The sequence below is a fragment of the Bacteroides sp. AF32-8BH genome (assembly GCF_003435205.1).
Classification (GTDB): domain Bacteria; phylum Bacteroidota; class Bacteroidia; order Bacteroidales; family Bacteroidaceae; genus Bacteroides; species Bacteroides ovatus.
In genome coordinates, this window is record NZ_QVLZ01000060.1 from 1 (window position 1) to 23,427 (window position 23,427).

Sequence of the window (23,427 nt, forward strand, 5' to 3'; positions counted from 1 at the left end):
ACGTTTCCTGCGGCTGCACCCGCCACGCTGCCCGCCATGCTTCCGGCTCGTCCCGCCGTCTGGTTCACGTTGCGGCCGTAGCTTCCCATGCCTCCGGCTTGGATAATCCAGCCTGCCACCGTTGGAATGGTGAAGTAGCCGATGATGCCGATTATCATGAATATGATATACACCCCGTCACTCGAATCCAGCGAGAAGTTCGGATCAGCCTGCATCCGTTCGATGTCGCTTTGCAGCATCAGCACCTGTATCTTCGCCAGTATGGTACTGAACATATCCGACACGGGCAGCCACAGATAGACCTGTATGTAGCGGCATATCCACTGCGTGAGCGTGCTTTGGAAGCCGTCCCACACCGATATGGCAAAGGCTATCGGACCGAGTATCGCCAGCACCACGAGGAAAAACGTGCGGATGGTGTCTATCACGAGGGCGGCGGCTTGGAACATCAGTTCCAGTATCTCGCGGAAGAAGTCGCGGATGCCCTTCTTCATGTTGTACATCCCACGCTCAATATACATCCCCGCCATCGTCACCATGTCGCCAGGCGACCAGCCCAGTTCCTCCAGCTGTTTGTCAAACTCCTCGTTCGACACGAGGTAGGCGGTTTCGGGGTTGCGCATCATCGTCTCGTATTCCAGTTTGTCCTTCTGCTCACGGTATCGGTTCATGTCCAGCGTTTCCACCTCCAGCATCTTTGCCGTACCCTGCACGACGGGCGACATGATGCTGTTTATCGTGCCTAATACCACCGTCGGGAAGAACATGATGCACAGACCGATGGCGAACGGGCGCAGCATGGGGAACATGTCTATCGGTTCGGCTCTCGCCAGCGACTGCCACACCCGGTAGGCGACGTAGAACAGCGCGCCCAGCCCGGCGATGCCTTTCGCCACGCCCGCCATGTCCCCGCATAGCGGCATCATCTGTTCGTAGAGCGAGCGCAGAATCTGGTGAAGGTTGTCGAAATTCATAGGCTACCAGTATCTTTCGTTCATGTTCCCGTACAGCCCCATGATGCGGTCGAGGTCGTTCTTCTTCTTTGCCCGCAGGTAGCTCACACTGATGTTCTTGTTGGTGTAGTAGCTCACGAGGTTGCGGTAACGTTTCATCTTGGAGTAGCAGCGTTCCACCACGTCCATGCGCTCCTTGTCCGTCATGGAGAGCGTGGTGATGTTCACCACATTCTTCAGTTCCGTCAGCACATCGTTGGATTCCTCCAATAACTTGGTGTAACCGAAGGCGATGGCTCCCAGTTCCTCCACCGTGAAGTTGTCGTCACGCATCATCTTCTGGAAACTGGTCACATAGGTGTCGGTGATGTCACCCACCATCAGGATGGTTTGCTGCACCTTCCGGGCGTCTTTTACCAGATTGTTCACGGATTTCAGTGCGTCGTAATACTTCTTGCCCTGCTCGTAAATCTTCACAGTCTCTTGAAAATTTTTTATCATATTCTGGGCGGTCGTGGAAGTGTGTACCACGTTCTTCGAGGTGTTCACGATGCTCTGCGCGATGTTGGACGGGTCTATCACCGCCCACTGTGCGCTTGCCCTGCCGACTGCAAACAGGCACAGGCAGATAATAAGTGTCATTCTTGTTCTCATGTTACTTTGGATTTTAGTGGTTTTCATTATTTATTCTCCGCTTATCGGATGGTCCGGTTTCGGGGTCACACGCACGTAGTCCCCGTTCGGCGAGAAGGTCAGGACGTCCGTCGCCTCGTTATAGGACACGTCGATGCGGAAACCCGTGTTCATGAACAGGTTGCCGTTCTCCTCCTGCAAGAGATAGGTTTCCGGCTTCAGCTTGCGGCGAAGCCCGCTCCGCTTGAACACCGTCACCTTGTAGGCTTCGCCCTCCTTGTAGATAAGCACGTCGGGCTTTCCCTCCACGCTCTCCCAGTTCCCGCAAAGCTGGTCACGGCGGTTGTCCGCTACATCGCAGGATTGCAGTACCATGACCGCCAGCCCAATTAAACACTTGCTGACTTGCAGCATTTTCGTTCTTGATATACTCATACGCATTTTCTTTTTTAGTTGATGAATCGGTTTTTACTTATTCCTCCGTCTTTCGGCAAGTTGCCGGATGGTGGCTTCGATGTCGCCGCCCAGCTGCTCCGCCAGACGGTAAACCTCTACTTTTTCCGTTTCTTCGGTGGTGTACGCCAGATACTCTTCAGCACTAACTTCGGTGGCATAGACCGCTGACTGTGTGCCACCCAGCCCGATCCAGACTTCCTTGTAGAGCCTTGACGGGTTGTTCGCCATGTTGATGGAGAGTATCTGCGATTTCTCCTTCTCCGTCAGACCCAGCAGGGACTGTATGGCATCAAACTTGTTCATGTACTTCCGCTGGTCGAGAAGTATCTTGCAGTCGGAGTTATTGATGATGCTCTCCTTGACGACGGGCGAGGAAATGATGTCATCCACCTCCTGCGTCACCACGATTGCCTCCCCGTAATACTTGCGCACGGTCTTGTACATATAGCGCAGGTACTCAGCCATGTTCGCCGAAGAGAGAGCCTTCCAAGCCTCTTCCACTATCAGTTGCTTGCGCACGCCTTTCAGACGGCGCATCTTGTTGATGAAGGCTTCCATGATAATGATGGTCACCACAGGGAAAAGTTCTCGATTCTCCTTTATACTGTCAATCTCGAAGACGATGAACCGCTTGCCGAGCAGGTCGATGTTCTCCGTGGAGTTGAGCAGGAAGTCGTAGCGTCCGCCCCGGTAATACTGCCGCATGGTGGTGAGCATATTGTCGATGTTGAAGTCTGACTTCTCCACCTTTATCTCACGTTCCGCCAGTTCGCGGCGGTAGTCGTCGCGCATATATTCATAAAAGGTGTTGAACGAGGGGACGATGTTCCGGTCAGCCCTGATACGCTCGATGTAGGCGTTCACCGCACCGCCCAGTTCGCCGCTCTCCGTCTTCGTCACTTTGTCGTCCTCCGATTTCCAGAGCGTCAGCAGCAGCGTCTTGATGCTGTCCTTTTTCTCCACGTCAAACACGTAATCATCGGTGTAGAACGGGTTGAACGAAATCGGTTTCTCCTCCGTGTAGGTGAAGTACACGCCGTCCGCCCCGTTTGTCTTGCGCCGGATCATCTCGCACAAGCCCAGATAAGAGTTTCCCGTGTCCACCAGCACCACATGCGTACCCTGCTCGTAGTATTGCCTCACGAGGTGGTTCATAAAGAAGGATTTGCCGCTGCCCGAAGGACCCAACACGAACTTGTTGCGGTTGGTGGTGATGCCCCGCTTCATTGGCAGGTCGGAGATGTCGAGGTGCAGCGGTTTTCCCGTAAGCCTGTCCACCATCTTGATGCCGAAGGGCGAGAGCGAGCTGCGGTAGTTGGTTTCCTCCGTGAAGAGGCACACCGCCTGCTCGATGAAGGTGTGGAAACTCTCTTCCGCCGGGAAGTCCGCCGCATTGCCGGGCATCGCCGCCCAGTAGAGCGTCGGGCAGTCGATGGTGTTGTGGCGGGGTACGCACTCCATGCTGGCGAGCTGGCTGCCTACATCGTTCTTGATATGCTTCAGCTCCTCCGCGTCATCGCTCCATGCCATGACGTTGAAGTGCGCCCGCACCGATGTCAGCCCGTAGGAATGGGCTTCGTTCAGGTACTGGTCTATCCACTCGCGGTTGATGCTGTTGCTCCGGCTGTATCGGGATAGCGACTGCATATTCCTTGCGGACTTCTCGAACTTCTGCAAATTTTCCTCGCTGTTGTCGATAATCACATATTGGTTGTAGATGTGGTTGCAGGAGAGCAGCAGACCAACGGGGGAGGCGAAGGAAAGGCGGCAGTCGCTTCGATCCGTGGAAAGTTTCTCGTAGCGGATGTCGGTAGTCACCTTTCCGGGCATATCCTCCGCGTCGGAGAGGGTGTGCAGGCACAGGCGGTTGTCACCGATACGCATTTCTTTTGCCGAGAGGTCGATGTCCTGCAAGGTCGTGTTGCCTTCGGGCATGAGCGAGAAGTAACGCTCTATCAGCCCGGCGGACTTCTCCGTCCCGACAATCTCGTCGGTGGAGAGGCGTCGCAGCCTGACAAAGCCGCTGTCGTTCATGATGCGCTCGAACTGTTCGGCGGCCTCCATGAACTTCCCGGCGGTTTCCTTGTCCAGTTCCTTCGGGATGATATGCCCCCGGCACAGCGTACTGAAGTTGCTCTGCATCCGGTTACGTTCCTTTGTCGTCTTGGTCAGGTAGAGGTAGCAGGTGTGTTTCAGGTACGGACGCTCGTTGAAATGGCGTTCAAAGGAGCGGCTCAGAAAACTCATGTCGTCTTTCTGTAACTCCGGCTTGTAGCGTTCCTTGATGAACCAGTCCTGCTTATGCACGACGCAGAAGTCCGGTAGCACCTTGATAGCCTTGCACCAGCAGCCGTGTATCGCTTCGTACTCCGCGCCCGTCACGGTGTAAAGCTCCGGCAGTTCCACCTCAAAAGCCACCGTGATGTCGGCGTCTTTGGAAATGATGCAGCCATGCTCCACAGCCAGCAGCGGGAACTTGTTTTCCAGTGTCGTCATTTTGGATGTATTTCTCATGTCGTTTCTTCCTTTCGTTGCCGTTTGAATAATCGGGTAATCCGCCGCCGGTTGATAAGGTATCGGGGATGGCTCCTTGCCGCTCCTAATTTCATCAGCCCGTGTTCGCCGTACCGGGCGTTCAGCGCGAAGGTCTGCCATACGAGGACGGAAGACGATGCCGCGCCGAAGCCGATACATACCCACTGGTCGATGCCGACCATGTAGAGGATGACGAACAGGACGAAGAGAGCCAGCAGACCTCCGCAGAAGATGAAGAGGTACTGAGCCTTCAAACCCTTGAACTCGACCGGACGGCCGATACCCTTGTTTATCGGATATTCAGCCATACATTGTTTATTAAAGGAAGAATGAGCGCAGGATGGTGGCGGCGACAATCAGGAAGATGCAAGCCCCGAACCACGAAGCGGCGGTCTTCGAGGTGTCCGGGTCGCCGGACGAAAACTTGCCATAGACTTTTACGCCTCCGATAAGACCGACTACCGCGCCGATGGCGTAGATTAGTTTCGTGCCTGGGTCAAAATAGCTTGAGACCATAGAGGTGGCTTCGTTGATGCCTGCCAGACCGTTTCCCTGTGCGAATACGGAGGCGGTGGCGGCAACCATAAGTGCCGCGGAAAGGATTGTTCTCTTGCTTTTCAAAGCGTTCTTGATGTTCTTGTTCATAAACTGTTCTTGTTTTAGTGCCGTCAAAAGGGTGGATGGTCCTTTGTCGGGCAGTTGATACTTTGTTTCTTTACTTTGGTTTAGTGGTTGCCTGTTTGTTTCTACGGACTTGGGCGTCTCCGTTGCGGGTGGCTGTACCTTGTACCGCCGTGCGCGTGGGTAATGTCATTCTACTTTTTCATGTCCGTTCTTTTTGGGTTGTCATACATAGTCGCGGATGTCGAAGTCCTCTATGTTGTCAGGTATCACGAACACCTTTTCTTTTTGTCGCGTCACGGTCATGTTCACCGTGTCCACGAAAACAGCCATCGCCTTTGCAAGCCTGTCACTCATCGCTTCATCGGTCAGGCGTTCCGTTATCCTTGTATAAAGCTCTGTCCCGTCCAGTTCCGTCATGACCTTTCCGGCGTGTCGCATTTCCTCACCGGACGGTGAATCCTTCCGTATGGTGCGTACAGCCATATCAATATCCTCGAAACTGCTTCCCGAAGCCTGCTTTTTGTCAGGTTCTTCGTACTCCAGTTCATCCTCTCCGTACTCCAGTTCCGAAGGAGGGATGCTCGTAAAGGTTTCATCGAGTTTGTCCTCCGGTACTTGTGTCGGGCGTGAGACGGTTTCCGTGTTTCCGTCGTCAAAAGTAGCCTCTTCCTCCGACAGCTCAATGCCTTTTTCCGAAGTGGCGGCTTCTTGCGCCGGTATGGCAGCGGTTGTCCGGGTCGATGCCATCTTGAAACGGCTCTTACCAATGATGTCCGAGGTGTCTGCGTGAGGCATGTCCTTATCCTTTCCCTGCTCTGCCGCCGTACAATCCAATGACCGCCACAACCCGGCAATGTGTCTGAAGAAACGGATAAGTTTCGCTTCCATGATGCGGTCGTAGAGCAACAGGGACAGAAACCACACGTTGCAGGCAACCGATACGATTAAAAACACCTTTGTCATAGTTTCACTTTTTGGGCGTTTTCAATCTGTTCCATGTACTGCGTTCCGTATTGCCAGAAATGGTCGCGGAGGATGTTGTCCACGAACTTGCCGATGCTCAAGCCGTTTTCCATCCGACTGGCGACGATAGCGACTTTCTCATGAATTTCTCGGCTGATGTATATACATTGCCGCGTTTTGATTTCCGATGCTTGCAGGAAAGTCGAGAGCGGTTTGTCTCTGCCTTTATCCTTGCGGAAGTCAACGCCGGTATTTTCCTGATCGTAGTCGGTTGTACACTTTGCTGCACTGGCAGCGGTTCTTTCACTCTTTCCTGTTTGCAGGCAGTCTGCCTGTCGGTTCTTCTTTGTCCTTTTCATACTTCTTTGTTGTTTATTGTTTCTATAGATTATAGGATTCCATGTGCCGTTTGAACGATTCGGCTATCTCGTCTTGGAACAGCGTGAAATGGTGTGTCAGCACGTTGTCAAGAAAAGCCGCAATAGTCACCTCGTTGCCTCCGATTACATGGAGCATTTTCTGTATGCGGTCGTGGTACTCCTTGCGGATATATACCTGCTTGCCGAGCCTTGCCGTGATATTGGATCCACACATGAATACCGTGTCATAATCCTGCTTTTCCGGCTTGCCATTCCTGCGCTTGCGTTCCGGTTCCTCTTTGGGACGGGAAGCAGGCGATGTAATCACCGTCTGTAATTCTTCTTTCGGAGGTGGAGAAGGTGCGTTTCCGCCCGTACTTCTCGCTTCCGGTGGAATGCTTGTATCGTCCAGCCGAAACGAGTTGATTACGGCTTCGCTGTCGATGTCCTCGATTCTTGTTTTCTTTGCCATGACATTCAGTTTTTGATGATGCCGAGAATCTCATCCGCGAGTTTGTCAAGGTTGCTGCCGCGTATCAGCGTTTTGTCCGCAGGGAATGCCGTGGAACGGAATACAGCCTTGCGTTCTGCCGCTGTCTCCTTGCGGAAACGCTTGCTGTCCGGCAGGTATGTTTCCAGAATGGGCAGGGCGAACTCGGCACAGACTTTGTCGTATGCCTTGTATAGTTCTGTCTTTTCGCGTCCGTCCACCATGTTCCACACGAGATAAATCCCTTTGATGCCGGACTTGCCCGTGCTTATCATCTGTTCGTTGATGACAGTGGCGAACTTGATGGAACTCTCCATCACCACACGGTCGGCGATGATGGGCGTGAAGATATAGTCCATTTTGGAAATGGTCTGTACCACGTCGGCGTTGTTGATGGTTCCCGGCAGGTCGAAGAACACGAAATCGAGGTCGGGCTGCGCTTCTACCAGATTTTCTGCGGTTCTTATCGCGTCTTCCGCACGGCTGCATCTGATTGGGTACGGATTTTTCTTCAGCCGCTTGAGTTGCTCATACGCCAGCACTTTGTAATGCCCGTCCTCCATGACGGCTTTCATGTCACGCTTGCGCATATCATGGATACTGTACTGCGGAAAATCGCAGTCCACCACGGCTACGTTATAGCCTTTCACATAGTGCAGGTAGCTTGCCACAAGCACTGTCAGGGTTGTCTTACCCGCTCCACCTTTCTGCGTGGAGATTGCCACATAAGTTGCTTCTTTCATTTGTCTGATAATTTATTTGGTTATACATCTGTCCGGTGGCGGTAGCGTATTGCCATTCATACATACGCACGCGCTTCCATTTATTCCGCCATTCCTTAATCCGGCTGTGCCTGCGGGCATTCATCGGTCTATCCAATCACCCACGCCTTTATCAGTCCGTATGGACGTGTGCTTGGAAAACCGGCTGAATATGTACACCCGTGTTCAGCCGGTTGGATTGATGTCCGGATTGCTGTCCGAACATCCGGCGGAAGGAGTGTATTTTCAGTCCCACATCCGAATCACACTGCAAATAAACAAGGATATTTTGGAACTTGTATCACTTCTCCGGCAAGTGGCAGCACGTTGCGCCGGTTGACACTGATTGTCCGGGTCAAGCCTCTGTCCGATACTGTGTTAAGGGCGTAACTTTGCACCCGAACGGCAGGGTTCGCCGCAGGTGGCGCAGCCCGGAGTTTGAAAGGCATTCCCCCCAATCCGTCCCCGACGGATTTTTATGTTCACCTGAACATAGCAAGGTATGTTTTCAGCCGCTCAAAATATTTTGAGCATCCCGGAAAACGCCTTGCCCTTGCAGGGGGCGGGCTTACCCTCCGAAGTCGGGAAGCCTCTCAAACCTACGGTGTCTGTGCCATGAAGCGGCGGCTTATGCCGTCAAACCGCTAAATCCAAAGTAATATGAGTGAAAAAAAAAGAAACAAAGGCGGGAGAAATCCCAAACTCGATCCGGCGGTGTTCAGATACACCGTCCGTTTCAGCGAGGAGGAACACAACCGTTTCCTCTCCATGTTCGAGAAGTCGGGCGTTTACGCCAAGTCGGTTTTCCTGAAGGCGCACTTCTTCGGGCAACCGTTCAAGGTACTGAAAGTGGATAAAACGCTGGTGGATTACTACACCAAGCTATCTGATTTTCATGCGCAATTCCGCGCAATAGGCACGAACTACAACCAAGTCGTGAAGGAACTGAGGCTGCATTTTTCCGAGAAAAAGGCGATGGCGTTGCTCTACAAACTGGAGCAACAGACCGTCGAACTCGTGAAACTGAGCCGCCAGATTGTGGAACTGTCTAAAGAGATGCAGGAAAAATGGTCGCAAAAATCAGCGTAGGAAACTCGTTGTACGGCGCACTTGCCTACAACGGGGAGAAGATCAACAAGGAGGAAGGGCGGCTGCTGACGACCAACCGCATCTACAATGACGGTACGGGAACGGTGGAGATCCGCCGGGCGATGGAGGACTTCCTCGCCCTGATGCCCGTGCGGTCGAAGGTGGAGAAGCCGGTGGTGCATATCTCGCTCAACCCGCATCCCGACGATATGCTGACCGACACCGAGCTTCAGGACATCGCGCGGGAGTATCTGGAGAAGATGGGCTTCGGCAACCAGCCCTATATGGTGTACAAGCATGAGGACATAGACCGCCACCACCTGCATATCGTGACGGTGCGGGTGGACGGGGACGGCAGGAGCATAGACACCCGAAACAACTTTTACCGTAGCAAGCAGATAACCCGCGAGCTGGAACGGAAATACGGGCTGCATGACGCGGAACGGAAAAGCCGCCGTACCGATATGCCGCTGCATAAAGTGGATGTTTTGGCGGGCGATGTGAAGAAACAGGCGGGGAATGTGGTAAAGGAACTTAACCGCCGTTACCGTTTCCAGACGATGGGCGAATACCGCGCCCTCCTTTCCTTATATAATATGACGGTGGAGGAAGCGCGGGGCAACGTGCGCGGACGGGAATATAATGGGCTGGTCTATTCCGTTACGGACGACAGTGGCAACAAGGTCGGCAATCCTTTCAAGTCCTCGCTCTTCGGGAAGTCCGTCGGCTATGATGCCGTACAGAGAAAGTTCGCCCGTTCAAAAACGGAAATCAAGGACAGAAAACTCGCCGACATGACGAAGCGCACCGTCCTTTCCGTACTGCAAGGCACGTATGACAAGGAGAGGTTCATTGCCACACTCAAGGAGAAAGGTATTGACACCGTGCTGCGCTATACGGAGGAAGGACGCATCTACGGGGCCACGTTCATCGACCACCGAACAGGATGCGTGTTGAACGGCTCACGCATGGGCAGGGAACTGTCCGCCAACGCCTTGCAGGAACACTTCACGCTGCCATACGCCGGACAGCCGCCGGTTCCGCTTTTCATTACCACGGAGGGTCAGGAGGAAACGCAAGCTCCGTCCACTCCCGAATACGGAAGGGACTTGGACGGCATGGGCTTGTTCTCTCCCGAAGGCCCGGCAGTGGACGCCGAGGAGGAAGCCTTCATCCGGGCGATGCAGCGCAGGAAGAAAAAGAAGAAGCGCAAGGGCTTGGGAATGTAATCAGTCAGACAAAGTATCAACAATCAAAACAATTTCAAGGTATGTCACAACAAGAAGACGATTTGAGGGCATTGGCGAAAATCATGGATTTTCTGCGTGCCGTGAGTATTATTTTAGTGGTCATGAACGTGTACTGGTTCTGTTATGAAGCCATACGGCTCTGGGGTGTGGACATCGGTGTGGTGGACAGGATACTGATGAACTTCAACCGCACGGCGGGGCTGTTCCGTTCCATCCTCTACACGAAACTATTTGCCGTCCTCCTGCTTGCCCTGTCCTGTCTGGGGACAAAGGGCGTGAAGGGCGAGAAAATCACGTGGGGGAAAATCTGGGCGGTCCTTGCCGTGGGCTTCGTGCTGTTCTTCCTCAACTGGTGGATACTGGCCCTGCCATTGCCGGTGGAGGCGGTGACGGGACTGTATATCCTGGCCGTTGGTGCGGGCTATGTATTCCTGCTGATGGGCGGTCTGTGGTTGAGCCGCCTGTTGAAGCACAACCTCATGGATGATGTGTTCAACAACGAGAACGAGAGCTTCATGCAGGAAACGCGGCTTATCGAAAGCGAGTATTCGGTCAATCTTCCGACACGGTTTTACTACAAAAAGCGTTGGAACAATGGCTGGATCAATGTCGTGAATCCTTTTAGGGCTTCCATCGTGTTGGGTACTCCGGGCAGCGGTAAATCCTATGCAGTGGTAAATAATTTCATCAAGCAGCAGATAGAAAAGGGCTTCTCGATGTATGTGTACGACTTCAAATTCAGCGACTTGTCCACGATAGCATACAACCATCTGCTGAACCACCCGGAGGGCTACAAGGTGAAACCGAAGTTTTATGTGATAAACTTCGATGACCCGCGACGTTCGCACCGTTGCAATCCCATTCACCCGGACTTCATGGAGGATATTACGGACGCTTATGAGAGTGCGTACACCATTATGCTCAACTTAAATAAAAGTTGGGTGCAAAAGCAGGGCGACTTTTTCGTAGAATCGCCCATCATCCTTTTCGCGGCTATTATCTGGTATCTCAAAATTTTCCAGAACGGCAAGTATTGTACATTCCCCCATGCGATTGAGTTCCTGAACCGCCGCTATGAGGATATTTTCCCGATACTGACCTCTTACCCGGAATTGGAAAACTATCTTTCTCCGTTCATGGACGCATGGCTCGGAGGGGCTGCGGAGCAGTTGATGGGGCAGATAGCAAGCGCGAAAATCCCTTTGTCAAGGATGATTTCTCCGCAGCTCTATTGGGTGATGTCGGACAGCGAGTTCACGCTGGACATCAACAACCCCGAAGAACCGAAAATACTCTGTGTGGGCAACAATCCCGACCGTCAGAATATCTACGGGGCCGCTCTCGGTCTGTATAACTCCCGTATCGTGAAACTCATCAACAAGAAAGGGATGCTGAAGTCGTCGGTCATCATCGACGAGCTGCCCACGATTTATTTCAAGGGGTTGGACAACCTTATCGCCACCGCGCGAAGCAACAAGGTTGCCGTGTGTCTGGGCTTTCAGGATTTCAGCCAGTTGGTGCGCGACTACGGTGATAAAGAAGCGAAGGTCGTGATGAACACCGTCGGCAATATCTTTTCCGGTCAGGTGGTGGGTGAAACCGCCAAGACGCTTTCCGAACGCTTCGGTAAGGTGTTGCAGAAACGGCAGTCCATTTCCATCAACCGGCAGGATGTTTCCACCTCCATCAACACGCAGATGGATTCACTCATCCCGCCGAGCAAGATTTCCGGCTTGACGCAGGGTATGTTTGTCGGTTCGGTATCCGACAACTTCAACGAACGTATCGAGCAGAAGATTTTCCATTGCGAGATTGTCGTGGATGCCGAGAAGGTGAAGCGCGAGGAGAAAGCCTACAAGAAAATCCCCGTCATTACCGACTTTACGGACGGGGACGGCAACGACCGCATGAAGGAAACGGTTCAGGCGAATTACAGGCGCATCAAGGAGGAAGTGAAGCAGATTGTTCAAGAGGAACTGGAACGTATCGCAAATGATGAAAACTTGAAACACCTGTTGCAGCAGAAATAACAGATTCCTTTATATATGAAAAAGGGGATGTGTCAAAACACCCAAAATATGAAAATTACCCCTGTCACAGATATCTGTAGCAAGGGTAATTTTGTTAAAAAGAGAGTTTTGACACCCTCTTTTTATTCTCAGATTTGAGATGCTTGTTGATGGTGGTAATGGCAAGCATCAGCAAATAATTTTTCAGTTCTGTATCGTCTTTAAGCAGTATGCTGTATTCTTCGGCAAACATTCTCAACAGTCTGGTTCTGAGTTTCGACATTTCTTCACCGAAAGGTATCTGTCGGTTTTCTTGCCAATACTCAATCACTACGGAAGATACCAGCCACTTGAACTCGGATTTCATCTCTTTGCCGAGTTTCTTGAAGCGGATTTGTTCGCTAATTGGCGGCTCGTTGTATGGCATTATGTCTGCCGGGTCATAAACGGATATACTGCCGATACCATAATCCATGATTATCGGTAAATCAGTTTTTACATCATTCTTATGTTTCTTCTTTTTAGCCATACCCGTTATTGTTGCAGGAAACCTTTACCTTTATCAGTAAGATAGTATTTCTGTTGCGGACTCTTGGAGCCTATGGGATAAAGTGAAAGGACCAAACCGGAATTTATTGCCGGATGGATATAGTTCTTTAAGAAATTCCTTTTATCTTTCATTCCCGTTTTCTCCATGATTTCTTTAGCAGAGAGAGTGTTGTTCCCAATAGCAGACAACAGTTTTCCTAACTGTGGGGTTACTGTGGGGTTACTATAGGGTTGCTGTGGGGTTGCTGTGGGGTCTTGTCCTACTGTAGTTCTTGTATAATGAAACACAATCCATACAGCATTGCCGTCGGTATGAAACTCCGGATCCGGAATACCGACACGGCGACATTCGTTTACCATAAGGGCTATGCCACGTCCCCAACTCTCCAATACTGCACTTTTGTACAGCACATTGGCTACTATCAGATTTTGTGGTTCGGAATTGTGGCCACCCAACAGTTTCTCAATGGTAATATCAGGCGGAAATGTTCCGCTGTTTTCAATCTCCACGCGGTCATCATAGATAGCAATCCCGACTGAACTGCCGGGGCGATGGTAAACACGATGTGCAAAAGCATTTATGCAACATTCTCTCAATGCCTTATATGGCACATTCAGTTCCTCTTCTCTGTACAAACCTTCAATTTTACCGGAAAGGGACAAATGCTTGAAGAAAAATGCCATTGCAGCATCCAGCAAGTTGAATATATTGCCTGTCACACGCTGATTATCTAAAAATTCATCTTTTGTCGTTCCTTTGAACCGGGCTAAACGGAGCAGACATTGGGGATAATGGTAGAAGTTTCGTCCGAATAGGACAACGGAAGCATTGTTCAGCTTTCCATCATTCAACAAGTCAAATTTTTCAAGGATGGTTCGGACATCCTCCTGCATAGAACCTTCCGGCAAACGTCCGCCTCTGATTCCTCCACGTACTGCGCCCAAGATTGCCGTTTCGTCAAGGTCGGATATTTTCAAGCTGGGATTTTGCATGGAATCCCAAGCATAGGTTCCGCCTCGCTGCATAACCAACAGGTTGTATATACCCTGCGGCATGGCAGATGTAACGCTCTCTATCCGTTGATAAGCCCTCCCCTTATAGGTGAACGGGCGCATATATCGTTGTTCTTCCGCTGATAAAGCTATAACACTTTTGTTCGTTCCCGGAATGTCTGTATAGGATATACCAATGGTCGCAAACGGCTCGATTCGTCTGATGGTTTCCGCAATATCGCGCTTCGTCTTGTCGCTCACTTCCTGACCGATAATCTTTCCCTTGTCGGTTACACCGAACAGCACCGTGCCGCCCGTACCGTTCAGGAAGGCACAAAGAGTTTCCATTCCACGCTCCAACTGCCCGGTAGTTTCTTTGAACTCAACTGTCCCGCCTTCGGCTCCGGCAATCAGTCCGTTCAATATTTCGAGGTTATCTATTTTCATCCGTCATTGATTAATACTTGCAAAGTTAATGATTTTAATCGGCTTTCCGGCAGATAATAGAGTGATTGTAAATGAAGAAGGATAAGAAACCGTATAATCCGGCCGCTTATCCTTTGTTTGGCATTCGTTTATCTCCTCATCCGCTCCAATTCATCGTCATGTCGCATCTTCGCGTTCAGTTTGTCCTGCATCTTTTCAAGGAAGTAGGTGCGACTGTCGCTTTTCCTGCGTTTGATGTCCGTATAGAAGCGGTAGCAGTCTTTGGACTCCACACCGAAAAAGGAATAGAGGACAGGGGCAAGCTCTTTCAGCGAAGCCTTGCCGCCATTGATGCAGCCGGTGGCGTAGAGGGCATAGATTAGCTCTACCAACTCGACGGCATTACCGGTCCATTGCAGGGCTGGGACTGTGGCTTTGGTTTCGGATGTGGATGTTAGTGGTGGCACGGAGGTAATTGCAGAAGCGGATACTATCTTCTGCATCTTTCGGATGAAGGATAACGCCTTGCGGATATACACAGTGACGACATTCTCCTCCGATACCGACAAGTTCTGTGGATGGTGCTGTAATTCGATTTCGGCAAAAGCCAACGCCACAATAATATGCTTGGCATCATTGCCGCCGTAGCACAGGTTTATTACTTCCTGCACGAATCCGCCGTATGCCGTTTCCGTGCTACCGTTGTCTTTTCCGTTTATCATGGCGAAAAACTGTGTTTCCGCCAGTATGAGATGGTTCATTATCTTTTCTGTTTTGAGGGTTTACACTTGTTTATCAGTGTGCGCACACTGATATATGGTGCAAATCATAGCCCTAAACACGAGAAAAGATTGTGAGAAAATTGTACTACATTGTTTTTCAGAAAGATAAAATTCAAAAATAATTTTATCCTTGATTGCATCCCTTGTGAAATGTGTTCAGATTCTGAACATGTGTTCACTTTCTGAGCACGGAAATCCCGCCAAGATGTTCATAATCTGAACATTTTATGCCCGTGGCTCTTTATGATAGGTAAGCCGGATTACTCCGTCCCTATAAGTTTTGTTCTCCATAAGCCGCCAGTCATTCATAGGTAGTGCTGACTTGAAAAAATGCGCTCCGTTTCCGTCGATGGTTGGAACAACGTATAGTATGATTTCATCTATCACGTTCATCCGTAACAGTCCGTTGGCATATTCGGTATTCCCGGCAGTTACTTCCAACAAATGGCAAATGCTTCCACCTTCCTCCCTCCATTCTTGAAGCACGGATACCGAATAGTCGGATGTCAGCTTATACAGGGCATTGGCACGTATTTCATCCATACCGTAATCTTCGGTTTGAAGCAACCGCTTCCGGGGATGCAGTTTCATCGGACAGCCATCTATTGAGATAACGGCAAGTAATTGTATTTTCGCCATAACGTATTTTCTTTCCTTTTTGGCGAGGCAAAAAAGTAGCGTGCAATTCACACTACTTTCAAGCGATGGCTCTGGTAAAGCCTTTACGGAGAGTACGTGAATGCACGCTATGCGTAAGCATAGCATAAGCATCACGCAATCGTCTCCGTAGTTTCAATTTACCAGATTTTCGCTCGAAACGCCTTGCGGTCTTATGTCTATATCATCGGCGAAAAGTTACCCGATCGCCTGCTATTTTCTGAAATACAATTGCAAAGTTAATCAATTATTGCCATTTACAGCCATACTCCGGTCAGTTTTCTTCATTCAATCCATACTCTACCAATTTATTATACAGCGTTGTCCTGCCGATACCCAGTATCTTTGCAGCCATTTTCTTGTTACCGGCTGCTTGTTTCAAAGCACGCAGGATACGTCCTCTTTCTTCATCCCCGCTCTTCAATGTAAAACAAGCGGAAGTAGCGGACGGTTCATTGTCAAGTTCCAAATCGGCTTCGGTTATCATATCGCCTTCTGATTGCAGGACTGCCGTCTGTATCTTCTGTTTCAACTCGCGCACGTTGCCCGGCCACGCATGGGCGAGCAGGGCATTACGGGCAGATGCGGCAAACCCTTTTACTTCACGTTCCAACTCACGGTTTGCCATTTCACGGAAGAACTCGGCCAATGGCATGATGTCTTCCGGGCAGTCGCGCAAGGGCGGCATGGTTATCACATACTCCTGCAAGCGATAGAGCAAATCCTGCCGGAACCGCTTTTCCGTTACGGCTTTCTGCAAATCCTCGTTGGTTGCAGCCACTATCCTCACGTTGGCTGTTTTGTCCTCCTTTGCACCGACGGGACGGTAACGGCGTTCCTGTATGGCGCGGAGCAGCATCTGTTGCATCTCCATTGTTAGGTTGCCCACTTCGTCAAGGAACAGCGTGCCGCCATCCGCTTCCAGAAAATACCCCGTCTTGTTTGCTTCGGCACCAGTAAACGCACCCTTGACGTGTCCGAAGAAGGCGGATTGTATCAATGACGGGGACAAGGCTCCGCAGTCCACTGCCACAAAAGGTTTATCGGCAAGTTTGCTTTGTTGGTGTATATGTTGTGCGATATGTTCCTTGCCCGTACCGTTCTCGCCCAGTATCAGCACGCTCATCCGGGTGGTGGCTACAAGGCGCACACGTTTCTTGATTTTCTGATAGGCTTCGCCCTGCCGGACGAATATCGGAATGTTCCATTGTAGTCGCTTTTCATGTTCTTTTTGCAGGGTGCGGATAAGCGGTATCAGTTTATCCTCCAACAACTGTTTCTGTATGTAATCCTTTGAGCCGAGCTTCATACTTTCCACTGCCGTATGCACCTCCCCGTAATTGGTCATAACGATAAACACCTGCTGTTTGTCGTTGGCACGCATCCACCGTAACAACTCTATGCTTTCACCGTCGGGGAGGCGTAGGTCGGCAACGACAATATCATCCACCTCTGACTTTGCCAATAGTTTCTTGGCAGTGGCAAGATTATATGCCGACATAGTATCGAAGCTGTCTTTCTTCAGCAGGTTGCAGACATAATCGTTATAGACGGGGTTGTCCTCAATCACAAATACTTTCATCCGACAACCTCCTTTCCTTTTGCGCAAGTTCTATGATAACTGTTCCCATACGAAGCATGGCATCCACGCATTTCCGCAATTCCATTTCGGAACATTCAGATTCTTGATGCAGCAGTTCATACAGGTTCCACAAGGGTTTGTCAGCACGGATAACAGCCCATGAACTTCGCTGACGGTGCATCCATTCGTCCAACGCCTTGCGGTCATTCCTCTCCATGATTTCCCGGACAGCCTGCATATCCTTTTCTGTTTCGGTTATCAAACGGTCGAGCATCGCCCGTTTGTCACCATATGCAAGCAGAGAGGACAAGTCGGGAAGTTCATCCTTGTCCGTACTTGTCAAAAGGCATTTGTCTGATACAGCAACCAGTTCGGAAATGGAAAATGGCTTGAACAGGCAGGCGGTAAATCCATTTTCCAACAGCTCCTCTTCGCTGCAACTGCCGGAGGCGGTCGCCACGACAATGGGAATCTCTTTCGAGTTGCTGACACTTGACGAGCGTAACAACTCCAACACCTCATAGCCGTTAATCTCCGGCATTTTCATATCGGTTATCATGAGGTCGTATGTGTGCTGCCGCATGGCTTCCATTGCATCGCCAATAGTGGTGAACGTGTCGCAATGCACACCTATACCAGCATACATTTCCTTTGTCATGGATAATACCATCGGATTGTCGTCCAATACGATGACAGAATAAGGTCTTTCTATATGAGCCAGACTTTCTGCGGCTGTCTGTTCTTCAATACCAATATCGGCAGTGTTCATTGGCAACTCCACAGTAAAACGACTGCCTTCTCCTTTTTCGCTTTCCAAGCGTATAGTGCCGCCAAGCATCCCGACTATCTGTTTCACAATGCTTAACCCCAATCCGAAACCGTCTTGCGTGGCGGCGTTGGAAAGCCGCTCGAACGCTCCGAACACTCGCTGTTGTTCTTCCGCACTCATGCCGGTTCCGGTGTCCTCTACTACAAGGGTCAGCCTATTGCCGTCATAGCTTATGACAAGTGAAACGCTTCCGGCATTCGTGAACTTGACGGCATTGCCCAGCAGGTTGTCGCATATCTGTATGATGCGCTCCTTGTCGCCATTCAGGATAATACCCTCCGGGCACTCGATGGTAAGTTTAAGATCTTTTGCTTCTGCTTGTTGCGTAAACTCCGTTTGCAACAGCTCCGCGATGTTTTCCAAACGAAACGGACGGACATTCGCCTGTTCCTTGCCGCTGTCCAAGCGGAAGAAGTCAAGCAGGGAGTTGAGCATGTCGGTCATTCTCTTGGAGGCTTGCAGGATATTGTCCGCATAACCGCTTATCTTTTCTTCTTCGTTGTCCTGCATCAGTTCCGCATATCCATGTATGGCAGTCAGTGGTGTGCGTAGCTCGTGGGTGATGGTGTGCATCGCTTTCTTGCGTGAGGCTATCAACGATTCGTTTTGTTTTACTGACTTTTGCAGTTGCCCGATTAAATCTGTTGTCTTACGTTTGTACTGCTTGATGCGGGTGGCATAGCGGTGAATGATGATGTATGAAATAATGAGCAACAGCAGCATGACACCCGTTATGATACCTACCTGCAAGAACGACTTTTCACGCATAGCGGATATTTCCGCCTCACGTTCCTGCAAGTCAGCCTGCACCTTGTGGTCCATCTGCTGGATAAGGGTTTGCAGTTGGCGGTTCAGTTCCGCATTGCGGCTGGCAAGGCTGTCGGCATATTCCGACAGACGATGGCTTTGGGCACGTTGTTGCGCTATCATATCACGGTTCAGTGTGTAGAGCATCGTGGTGGTGGTCGTCGGAGGTGCTTCCTGTTTCTTGCCGAACAACCCGAGAAAACCTTTCCTCCTCTGTTTCTTCGGCTCTTCCTGCCTGCTCGTTTGCACTATCACCGGCACCTGCTTGGCTATCCGGCGGTTGATGTCCGCCTGTTGTTCCAGAGCCTCCATGATGGCGCACAGCCGCTTTTCCTTGTCCTCCAGCAAGTGGCGCACGCTGTCTATGCGCACCGATTCGTAATGGCTCTTGAAGCGGCAAAGCATACTATCCACCGTCATCCGTTGCCGCCGGTATGCCGCCACATCCTTATCGTCCCATTCCAGCACCGACTCGCCCAAAAGAGACAACTCCACCACACCCACATACGCATCGTGTGTTTCCTTGCGGAAGCGGTTGATTTCACGGTTCTCCCGTTCCAGCAACTCCAAGTCGCGCCATTCTCCGAGCCACGTGCAGATGATGCCGCCCACCAGCAGGACTATCAACAGATAGCCTGCGGCAAGCAGCTTGCGGAAATGCTTGGTAGTGGTAACGAATTGTTCGCTCATTTGCTGTTTGTGTAAATACCGTTATTTAAAATACGCATATAGGTCGTGGAACTTCGCAGGTTCATGGATGAGAATGGCGGCCATGCTGCCTATGACCGCCACCAGAATTATATATCCGAATAGAATTCTACTCCTCAATGAAACAACCATTCTTCCCTTATTTACAATTGTTATAATTATTAAGGCATCTGACCACCGGCGATAGATGGAATTTCTGTTAGTATGGGATTTCTCGGGATTGAGTTAAAAATTCTTTGGCCACGTATGGCTTGACTTGGAGGAGCGTTTTCATTTACATCAAGCCGATAACATCTATCGTTAAATGTTATAATTCCCCAAATACCAATTGTTCCTGGGATTCTCGCCAATCCTTCAGTAGGTTTAAAAAGAACAACATTATCTATTATTCGATTTTTAACCGCCCGATTCCATGATGTTTTAATACTATTGTTAGGCGTTGGAATATGAGCAACATACCTAATGCCATTGTGCCTAAAACTGGCCATATAACACCCCGAAAAACCTGAACTTAAAGTATCTATGCCATTTGAAGCAACGACTGCTATTCTATCCGCAATATATATGACACAGGCATAGTCTAATCTAAGAAAACGATAGTTACGGGTATATCCTTTTATTTGAAATGTCAAATTACTTTGCGTGACAATCGGAGGGGTCAAACCTACATTATAAATATTTTGATAATGAAACCGTGCAATATTTGTCATTACTGCTTGACTGTTTGGCAATCTTAATGCTTGAATCAAATTCATATATTTACTTACTGTTACTTTCGTTTGTTATAGGCTCGATACATGATGCCATTATATCCATCAGTTTAGACAGACCTTCGGTCTGCGGCTGCTGACTGGCTGTCACATGTATCTGGTATTTTGCCGTTTGGTTGGTCATGCGGGTGTTCTCGCGGGCGGTCGTGACTTTGCCGCTGATTTCCGCATTTATAAACCAATGTTTTGCAGAAGCTTTTGCCTCTACTTCTGCGTTGGTAGTGCTTTTTACGTTTGATGTATCGGTAACCTCCATCTGGAAATCGACATCCACGCGATCTATGAGCAGGGAAGGAATAGGCACCAATCCTATAAACGGAGCCTTGACACTTTGTGACATTGTTGTCATTTTTCCATCCTGCTGTATCGGTCTTTCGACATCGAATTCCAATATACGCGCTTTATTGCCGCTTTTACCATCAAATGCAATTTGCTGGTAGAAATTCCATGCTGTCGCTGCCAATTCCTGTTGTGCTTCGGCTGCTGCAATAAGTGGAGCTGCAATAAGTTCCCGCATGGGAAGCCCCTTGAATTTGTCAGTCACGTTTGAATCTGCTTTAAGAACTGGAGAAGTTTCTCTGTTTTGAGTCTCTTCCAATGCAGCGGAGATAATTTCTTTCGCCTGTCCGCTTACATTTTCATTCAAGTTTTCCGCATTTTCTTGTTGCCCTTGGTTCTTTATTTCTTCTGCCATAACATTTGAATTTTAAAATTGTTAGATATTTTTTACAAAATCGTCAATAATTCGGGAAATGCTCTCCGGAGTCTCCTGAACCTTAAAATTGACGCAAACCTCCATGACATCATCCGCATCCGGTTTTATGTTGCTCATCTGCATCTGGAGATTGGCTCTTTGTGGGCTGGATAACAATAAGTTGTTTTCTGGAATCTGTGATTCCACGCTTCCGACCTTCGCCTTGAACTTTATCTGCACATTATCCATCGCAAGATAATGATGGGATATCAAAGCTATAAGTGGAATATCAATAGTCTTGTCTCCAACCATGATTTTTTTCGATTGGAACGTATTTGCGTTATTTGCATTTGTTCCTTCAAAAAGTCTGGTCAGATTTTGTATCTGATGATTCTGCAATGTATCTTGTGCACAGTTTACGGCGTATTGCAAACCATTCATAATATCAGAGAATGAATTGGTTTGAACACTGTCCGGCTCATCGTCATTATTTTTCTTGTCTCTGTGAAAAAGTCCCATGTTTTTAATTTAATTACTTGATTTGTTGCCTTTAATGAGCACCAATCTTGACAATGTCCGGCTTACAGCTTCCATATTTACACTGGAGTCTATATTATTATTAACAATGCCTTGATGCCAAAACCTATATGGTGGATTCTCCGTGTGTTCCAGCACGTCCTCCTTTTTTTATTGGGGTTATACTTCGGTTAATGTTCGTTGCGGGCGGAACATTTCCGCCCGCAACGGCTTACTGCTTCCTCAAGGTAGGCAATGCTCCTTTAAGTTCGTAACGCCACTCTGAGCCTGCGGTCTGCAAGGCGGTGTTCATGGCATCAACGGCTTTCTGCCAGGTAACGCCAGTGCCGTCCACCTTCGTGGCTTCGGTGCTTTTCTTATTGTAGCCGATACCTTGTTCATGATTGTTCTTCCAATAGCAGGCGGTCACGGTGGTGTAGTTATTTCCCAAAAAGCCGCCGATATGTACATAGCCAGTGCTACTACCCGTACTGGTTACGTTGCCCGTGGCATAGCAGGCAAGGAGGCTGCTTCCTGCGTTCATTCCCACCAGACCGCCGCCAGCGATATTCTTTTTGGGGGCTATTTCTATGGTCACGTTGCCCGTGGCATAGCAAGCGGTCAGGGTGGCACTCGAATTCGTCTGACCTGCCACGCCGCCGACATCGACCATTCCCTTCACTGTGGCAGAGGAACTGCATCCGGTGATGGAACCGCCTATTTGAACACCCACCACACCGCCGACATACACCGTGCCACTGACGCTGCCCGACACCGAGCAGTTTTCAATGGTGCCCCAGCTAGATCCTACCACGCCGCCAATACTGCCGCCATATATTTGATTGCATGTTATCTGTACGCCCTCCATCACCACGTTCTTCACCGTACCAGCTCTATTGAGCCAGCCGAACAGACCCGCATATTCGTCATTTGTCGTAAAGGTCAGCCCCGTAATGGTATGGCCGCCACCGTCGAAGGTGCCTTTGTATGAGTTGTCGTAGTCTGTGCCTATCGGTGTCCAGTCTTTGCCTGTGAGGTCAATGTCTGTGTCGAGGGTAATGTTAATGTCGCTCTTACCTCCGTTCACTAATTCGGCTATATTCATCAGGCCATCGGCGGAGGTCACGGTGTAGCTGCCGTCGCTCTCTATGGTATAGCCCAGGTCTTTTGCCGCAGCGAGGGAGACGGTGTAGGTATATTCACCGCCCGCCTGCCAGTCGGTAGCATTCTTCATCTTATAAACGAAGGTCTTGCCGTTGGTGAAGGTGCAGGTAATGAAGGCCGTGCCAGCTGCCACACTTTGCGGGGCTACGATGGCGGTGTAGGTGTTGCTACCCTTGTCATACGGGACGATTATATCCGGGTTGTCGCCTTCGGTGGAGAGGCCCGTCAGCTGCACGGATGCCAGCCCCTCGGTGTAGTCCGTCAGAACGATGGTCACCCGCGCCGTGCGGTGGGTGAAGCGGAGCGTGGGGCTACCGTAGGTCACCGTCTGTCCGTTGGCTACGATGAGGTCGCTGGTCTCAAAGTCCTTCTGGGCACTTTGGTTGGCTTTTACCTTTACCGCAGGCGGGGTTGTCTCGCCAGCGGTGTAGGGCCACCACGCCGTGACGGTGATGTCGTTGTGGTTGGTCCAGTAGTACGGGTCGGTGGAGGTCAGCGTGGCGCTGGTGGGGTCGGCGGTGGAGGGCGTCACGTTGTACGTCTTCACCATGCCGTCCATCAGAACTGCCACACTTTGCACACCCGTCCAATTGCCGTCCGCTGGGGCACGGGTGGCGGCGATGGCTGTCGCGGCGGGATTCAGCCCCGTGGCGGTGAAGACGATGGGTGTGCCTTCCGCCCCTTCTGGTAGGAAGCCCGCTTCGTCCTGTGTGCAGGCGGCGAGTGAGAGGGCGAGCGCTGCAAGTGCAAAAAATCTTATCCTCATAATATCTGTTATTTTATTACTCTGGTTCTTTCCGTTGCGGGCGTAACTTTTCCGCCCGACGG

Annotated in this window: 25 protein-coding genes; 4 read left to right on the forward strand and 21 right to left on the reverse strand. The window is 50.3% G+C overall.

What is annotated here, in order from left to right:
• The 11 genes from traJ to DWZ47_RS31330 all read right to left on the reverse strand — a co-directional run.
• Positions 1 to 974: conjugative transposon protein TraJ (gene traJ, locus DWZ47_RS27305; RefSeq protein WP_117515338.1), on the reverse strand; the 974-nt coding region annotated here is incomplete at its 3' end.
• A gap of 3 nt (positions 975 to 977) precedes the next feature.
• A complete protein-coding gene (locus DWZ47_RS27310) occupies positions 978 to 1,607 on the reverse strand; it encodes a DUF4141 domain-containing protein (RefSeq protein WP_032811226.1) in 630 nt (209 codons plus the stop codon).
• Positions 1,608 to 1,637: 30 nt separating this feature from the next.
• A complete protein-coding gene (locus DWZ47_RS27315; protein WP_004317750.1) occupies positions 1,638 to 2,021 on the reverse strand; it encodes a DUF3876 domain-containing protein in 384 nt (127 codons plus the stop codon).
• A gap of 33 nt (positions 2,022 to 2,054) precedes the next feature.
• Positions 2,055 to 4,556, reverse strand: coding sequence for a TraG family conjugative transposon ATPase (locus DWZ47_RS27320; protein ID WP_008616532.1), 2,502 nt, complete (start codon positions 4,554 to 4,556; stop codon positions 2,055 to 2,057).
• Positions 4,553 to 4,885, reverse strand: a complete 333-nt coding sequence (locus tag DWZ47_RS27325; protein WP_004315126.1) for a DUF4133 domain-containing protein — start codon at positions 4,883 to 4,885, stop codon at positions 4,553 to 4,555. The genes DWZ47_RS27320 and DWZ47_RS27325 overlap by 4 nt, the downstream gene beginning before the upstream one ends.
• Positions 4,886 to 4,895: 10 nt before the next feature.
• Positions 4,896 to 5,222, reverse strand: coding sequence for a DUF4134 domain-containing protein (locus tag DWZ47_RS27330; protein WP_008616533.1), 327 nt, complete (start codon positions 5,220 to 5,222; stop codon positions 4,896 to 4,898).
• Positions 5,223 to 5,423: 201 nt separating this feature from the next.
• Positions 5,424 to 6,164, reverse strand: a complete 741-nt coding sequence (locus DWZ47_RS27335; RefSeq protein ID WP_004315328.1) for a hypothetical protein — start codon at positions 6,162 to 6,164, stop codon at positions 5,424 to 5,426.
• Positions 6,161 to 6,553, reverse strand: coding sequence for a DUF3408 domain-containing protein (locus DWZ47_RS27340; protein ID WP_326979452.1), 393 nt, complete (start codon positions 6,551 to 6,553; stop codon positions 6,161 to 6,163). The genes DWZ47_RS27335 and DWZ47_RS27340 overlap by 4 nt, the downstream gene beginning before the upstream one ends.
• The gene (locus DWZ47_RS27345; protein ID WP_004315326.1) at positions 6,546 to 6,995 is read right to left on the reverse strand and encodes a DUF3408 domain-containing protein; all 450 of its coding nucleotides are present in this window, start codon (positions 6,993 to 6,995) and stop codon (positions 6,546 to 6,548) included. The genes DWZ47_RS27340 and DWZ47_RS27345 overlap by 8 nt, the downstream gene beginning before the upstream one ends.
• A 5-nt stretch (positions 6,996 to 7,000) precedes the next feature.
• Positions 7,001 to 7,756 carry a ParA family protein gene (locus tag DWZ47_RS27350; protein ID WP_004315325.1) on the reverse strand — a complete coding sequence of 252 codons (756 nt, stop codon included), beginning with the start codon at positions 7,754 to 7,756 and terminating at the stop codon, positions 7,001 to 7,003.
• Entirely contained in the window at positions 7,704 to 7,892 is a 189-nt protein-coding gene (locus DWZ47_RS31330) for a hypothetical protein (protein ID WP_005842379.1), read from the reverse strand. The genes DWZ47_RS27350 and DWZ47_RS31330 overlap by 53 nt, the downstream gene beginning before the upstream one ends.
• Positions 7,893 to 7,984: 92 nt before the next feature.
• On the opposite strand from DWZ47_RS31330, the gene DWZ47_RS31335 reads away from it, so the two are divergent.
• The 4 genes from DWZ47_RS31335 to mobC all read left to right on the forward strand — a co-directional run bounded on the left by DWZ47_RS31335 (position 7,985) and on the right by mobC (position 12,143).
• Positions 7,985 to 8,164, forward strand: coding sequence for a hypothetical protein (locus DWZ47_RS31335; RefSeq protein ID WP_087943176.1), 180 nt, complete (start codon positions 7,985 to 7,987; stop codon positions 8,162 to 8,164).
• Positions 8,165 to 8,434: 270 nt separating this feature from the next.
• A complete protein-coding gene (gene mobA, locus DWZ47_RS27365) occupies positions 8,435 to 8,863 on the forward strand; it encodes a conjugal transfer protein MobA (protein WP_005776212.1) in 429 nt (142 codons plus the stop codon).
• Positions 8,842 to 10,092, forward strand: a complete 1,251-nt coding sequence (mobB, locus tag DWZ47_RS27370; protein ID WP_008616535.1) for a conjugal transfer protein MobB — start codon at positions 8,842 to 8,844, stop codon at positions 10,090 to 10,092. The genes mobA and mobB overlap by 22 nt, the downstream gene beginning before the upstream one ends.
• A 41-nt stretch (positions 10,093 to 10,133) precedes the next feature.
• A complete protein-coding gene (gene mobC / locus DWZ47_RS27375) occupies positions 10,134 to 12,143 on the forward strand; it encodes a conjugal transfer protein MobC (protein WP_005776214.1) in 2,010 nt (669 codons plus the stop codon).
• A 94-nt stretch (positions 12,144 to 12,237) separates the two neighbouring features.
• Here the strand turns inward: mobC and DWZ47_RS27380 are convergent, their stop codons facing one another.
• The 10 genes from DWZ47_RS27380 to DWZ47_RS27425 form a co-directional block, all read right to left on the reverse strand.
• Positions 12,238 to 12,651 (reverse strand): hypothetical protein, encoded by a 414-nt coding sequence (locus DWZ47_RS27380; RefSeq protein WP_005776215.1) that lies wholly within the window; start codon positions 12,649 to 12,651, stop codon positions 12,238 to 12,240.
• A gap of 5 nt (positions 12,652 to 12,656) precedes the next feature.
• On the reverse strand, positions 12,657 to 14,111 hold the full coding sequence (locus tag DWZ47_RS27385) for an ATP-binding protein (RefSeq protein ID WP_117515340.1): 1,455 nt from the start codon (positions 14,109 to 14,111) through the stop codon (positions 12,657 to 12,659).
• 128 nt (positions 14,112 to 14,239) lie between these two features.
• Positions 14,240 to 14,851 (reverse strand): RteC domain-containing protein, encoded by a 612-nt coding sequence (locus DWZ47_RS27390; RefSeq protein ID WP_004315320.1) that lies wholly within the window; start codon positions 14,849 to 14,851, stop codon positions 14,240 to 14,242.
• 246 nt (positions 14,852 to 15,097) lie between these two features.
• Positions 15,098 to 15,511 (reverse strand): hypothetical protein, encoded by a 414-nt coding sequence (locus DWZ47_RS27395; RefSeq protein WP_004315319.1) that lies wholly within the window; start codon positions 15,509 to 15,511, stop codon positions 15,098 to 15,100.
• A 292-nt stretch (positions 15,512 to 15,803) separates the two neighbouring features.
• Positions 15,804 to 17,111 carry a sigma-54-dependent transcriptional regulator gene (locus DWZ47_RS27400; RefSeq protein WP_008019868.1) on the reverse strand — a complete coding sequence of 436 codons (1,308 nt, stop codon included), beginning with the start codon at positions 17,109 to 17,111 and terminating at the stop codon, positions 15,804 to 15,806.
• Positions 17,092 to 19,437 carry an ATP-binding protein gene (locus DWZ47_RS27405; RefSeq protein WP_008616536.1) on the reverse strand — a complete coding sequence of 782 codons (2,346 nt, stop codon included), beginning with the start codon at positions 19,435 to 19,437 and terminating at the stop codon, positions 17,092 to 17,094. Before DWZ47_RS27405 ends, DWZ47_RS27400 begins: the two co-directional genes overlap by 20 nt.
• A 179-nt stretch (positions 19,438 to 19,616) precedes the next feature.
• Positions 19,617 to 20,210 carry a hypothetical protein gene (locus DWZ47_RS27410; protein ID WP_008646155.1) on the reverse strand — a complete coding sequence of 198 codons (594 nt, stop codon included), beginning with the start codon at positions 20,208 to 20,210 and terminating at the stop codon, positions 19,617 to 19,619.
• A gap of 4 nt (positions 20,211 to 20,214) precedes the next feature.
• Complete coding sequence (locus tag DWZ47_RS27415) at positions 20,215 to 20,919, reverse strand: DUF2589 domain-containing protein (protein ID WP_007749099.1); 705 nt, start codon at positions 20,917 to 20,919, stop codon at positions 20,215 to 20,217.
• A gap of 21 nt (positions 20,920 to 20,940) precedes the next feature.
• Entirely contained in the window at positions 20,941 to 21,438 is a 498-nt protein-coding gene (locus tag DWZ47_RS27420) for a DUF2589 domain-containing protein (RefSeq protein ID WP_005680436.1), read from the reverse strand.
• A 229-nt stretch (positions 21,439 to 21,667) separates the two neighbouring features.
• Complete coding sequence (locus DWZ47_RS27425) at positions 21,668 to 23,365, reverse strand: fimbrillin family protein (protein WP_117515342.1); 1,698 nt, start codon at positions 23,363 to 23,365, stop codon at positions 21,668 to 21,670.
• Positions 23,366 to 23,427: the final 62 nt, after the last annotated feature.

Excerpts from the sequence above, each read along its gene's own strand:
- DWZ47_RS27385 (WP_117515340.1), bottom strand. The coding sequence starts at position 14,111 with ATGAAAATAGATAACCTCGAAATATTGAACGGACTGATTGCCGGAGCC.
- DWZ47_RS27400 (WP_008019868.1), bottom strand. The coding sequence starts at position 17,111 with ATGAAAGTATTTGTGATTGAGGACAACCCCGTCTATAACGATTATGTC.
- DWZ47_RS27380 (WP_005776215.1), bottom strand. The coding sequence starts at position 12,651 with ATGGCTAAAAAGAAGAAACATAAGAATGATGTAAAAACTGATTTACCG.
- DWZ47_RS27410 (WP_008646155.1), bottom strand. The coding sequence starts at position 20,210 with ATGAATTTGATTCAAGCATTAAGATTGCCAAACAGTCAAGCAGTAATG.
- DWZ47_RS27345 (WP_004315326.1), bottom strand. The coding sequence starts at position 6,995 with ATGGCAAAGAAAACAAGAATCGAGGACATCGACAGCGAAGCCGTAATC.
- mobA (WP_005776212.1), top strand. The coding sequence starts at position 8,435 with ATGAGTGAAAAAAAAAGAAACAAAGGCGGGAGAAATCCCAAACTCGAT.
- DWZ47_RS27415 (WP_007749099.1), bottom strand. The coding sequence starts at position 20,919 with ATGGCAGAAGAAATAAAGAACCAAGGGCAACAAGAAAATGCGGAAAAC.
- DWZ47_RS27320 (WP_008616532.1), bottom strand. The coding sequence starts at position 4,556 with ATGAGAAATACATCCAAAATGACGACACTGGAAAACAAGTTCCCGCTG.
- DWZ47_RS27330 (WP_008616533.1), bottom strand. The coding sequence starts at position 5,222 with ATGAACAAGAACATCAAGAACGCTTTGAAAAGCAAGAGAACAATCCTT.
- DWZ47_RS27395 (WP_004315319.1), bottom strand. The coding sequence starts at position 15,511 with ATGGCGAAAATACAATTACTTGCCGTTATCTCAATAGATGGCTGTCCG.
- DWZ47_RS27425 (WP_117515342.1), bottom strand. The coding sequence starts at position 23,365 with ATGAGGATAAGATTTTTTGCACTTGCAGCGCTCGCCCTCTCACTCGCC.
- DWZ47_RS27325 (WP_004315126.1), bottom strand. The coding sequence starts at position 4,885 with ATGGCTGAATATCCGATAAACAAGGGTATCGGCCGTCCGGTCGAGTTC.
- DWZ47_RS27420 (WP_005680436.1), bottom strand. The coding sequence starts at position 21,438 with ATGGGACTTTTTCACAGAGACAAGAAAAATAATGACGATGAGCCGGAC.
- DWZ47_RS27315 (WP_004317750.1), bottom strand. The coding sequence starts at position 2,021 with ATGAGTATATCAAGAACGAAAATGCTGCAAGTCAGCAAGTGTTTAATT.
- DWZ47_RS27310 (WP_032811226.1), bottom strand. The coding sequence starts at position 1,607 with ATGAGAACAAGAATGACACTTATTATCTGCCTGTGCCTGTTTGCAGTC.
- mobC (WP_005776214.1), top strand. The coding sequence starts at position 10,134 with ATGTCACAACAAGAAGACGATTTGAGGGCATTGGCGAAAATCATGGAT.
- DWZ47_RS27405 (WP_008616536.1), bottom strand. The coding sequence starts at position 19,437 with ATGAGCGAACAATTCGTTACCACTACCAAGCATTTCCGCAAGCTGCTT.
- DWZ47_RS27350 (WP_004315325.1), bottom strand. The coding sequence starts at position 7,756 with ATGAAAGAAGCAACTTATGTGGCAATCTCCACGCAGAAAGGTGGAGCG.
- mobB (WP_008616535.1), top strand. The coding sequence starts at position 8,842 with ATGGTCGCAAAAATCAGCGTAGGAAACTCGTTGTACGGCGCACTTGCC.
- DWZ47_RS27390 (WP_004315320.1), bottom strand. The coding sequence starts at position 14,851 with ATGAACCATCTCATACTGGCGGAAACACAGTTTTTCGCCATGATAAAC.
- DWZ47_RS27335 (WP_004315328.1), bottom strand. The coding sequence starts at position 6,164 with ATGACAAAGGTGTTTTTAATCGTATCGGTTGCCTGCAACGTGTGGTTT.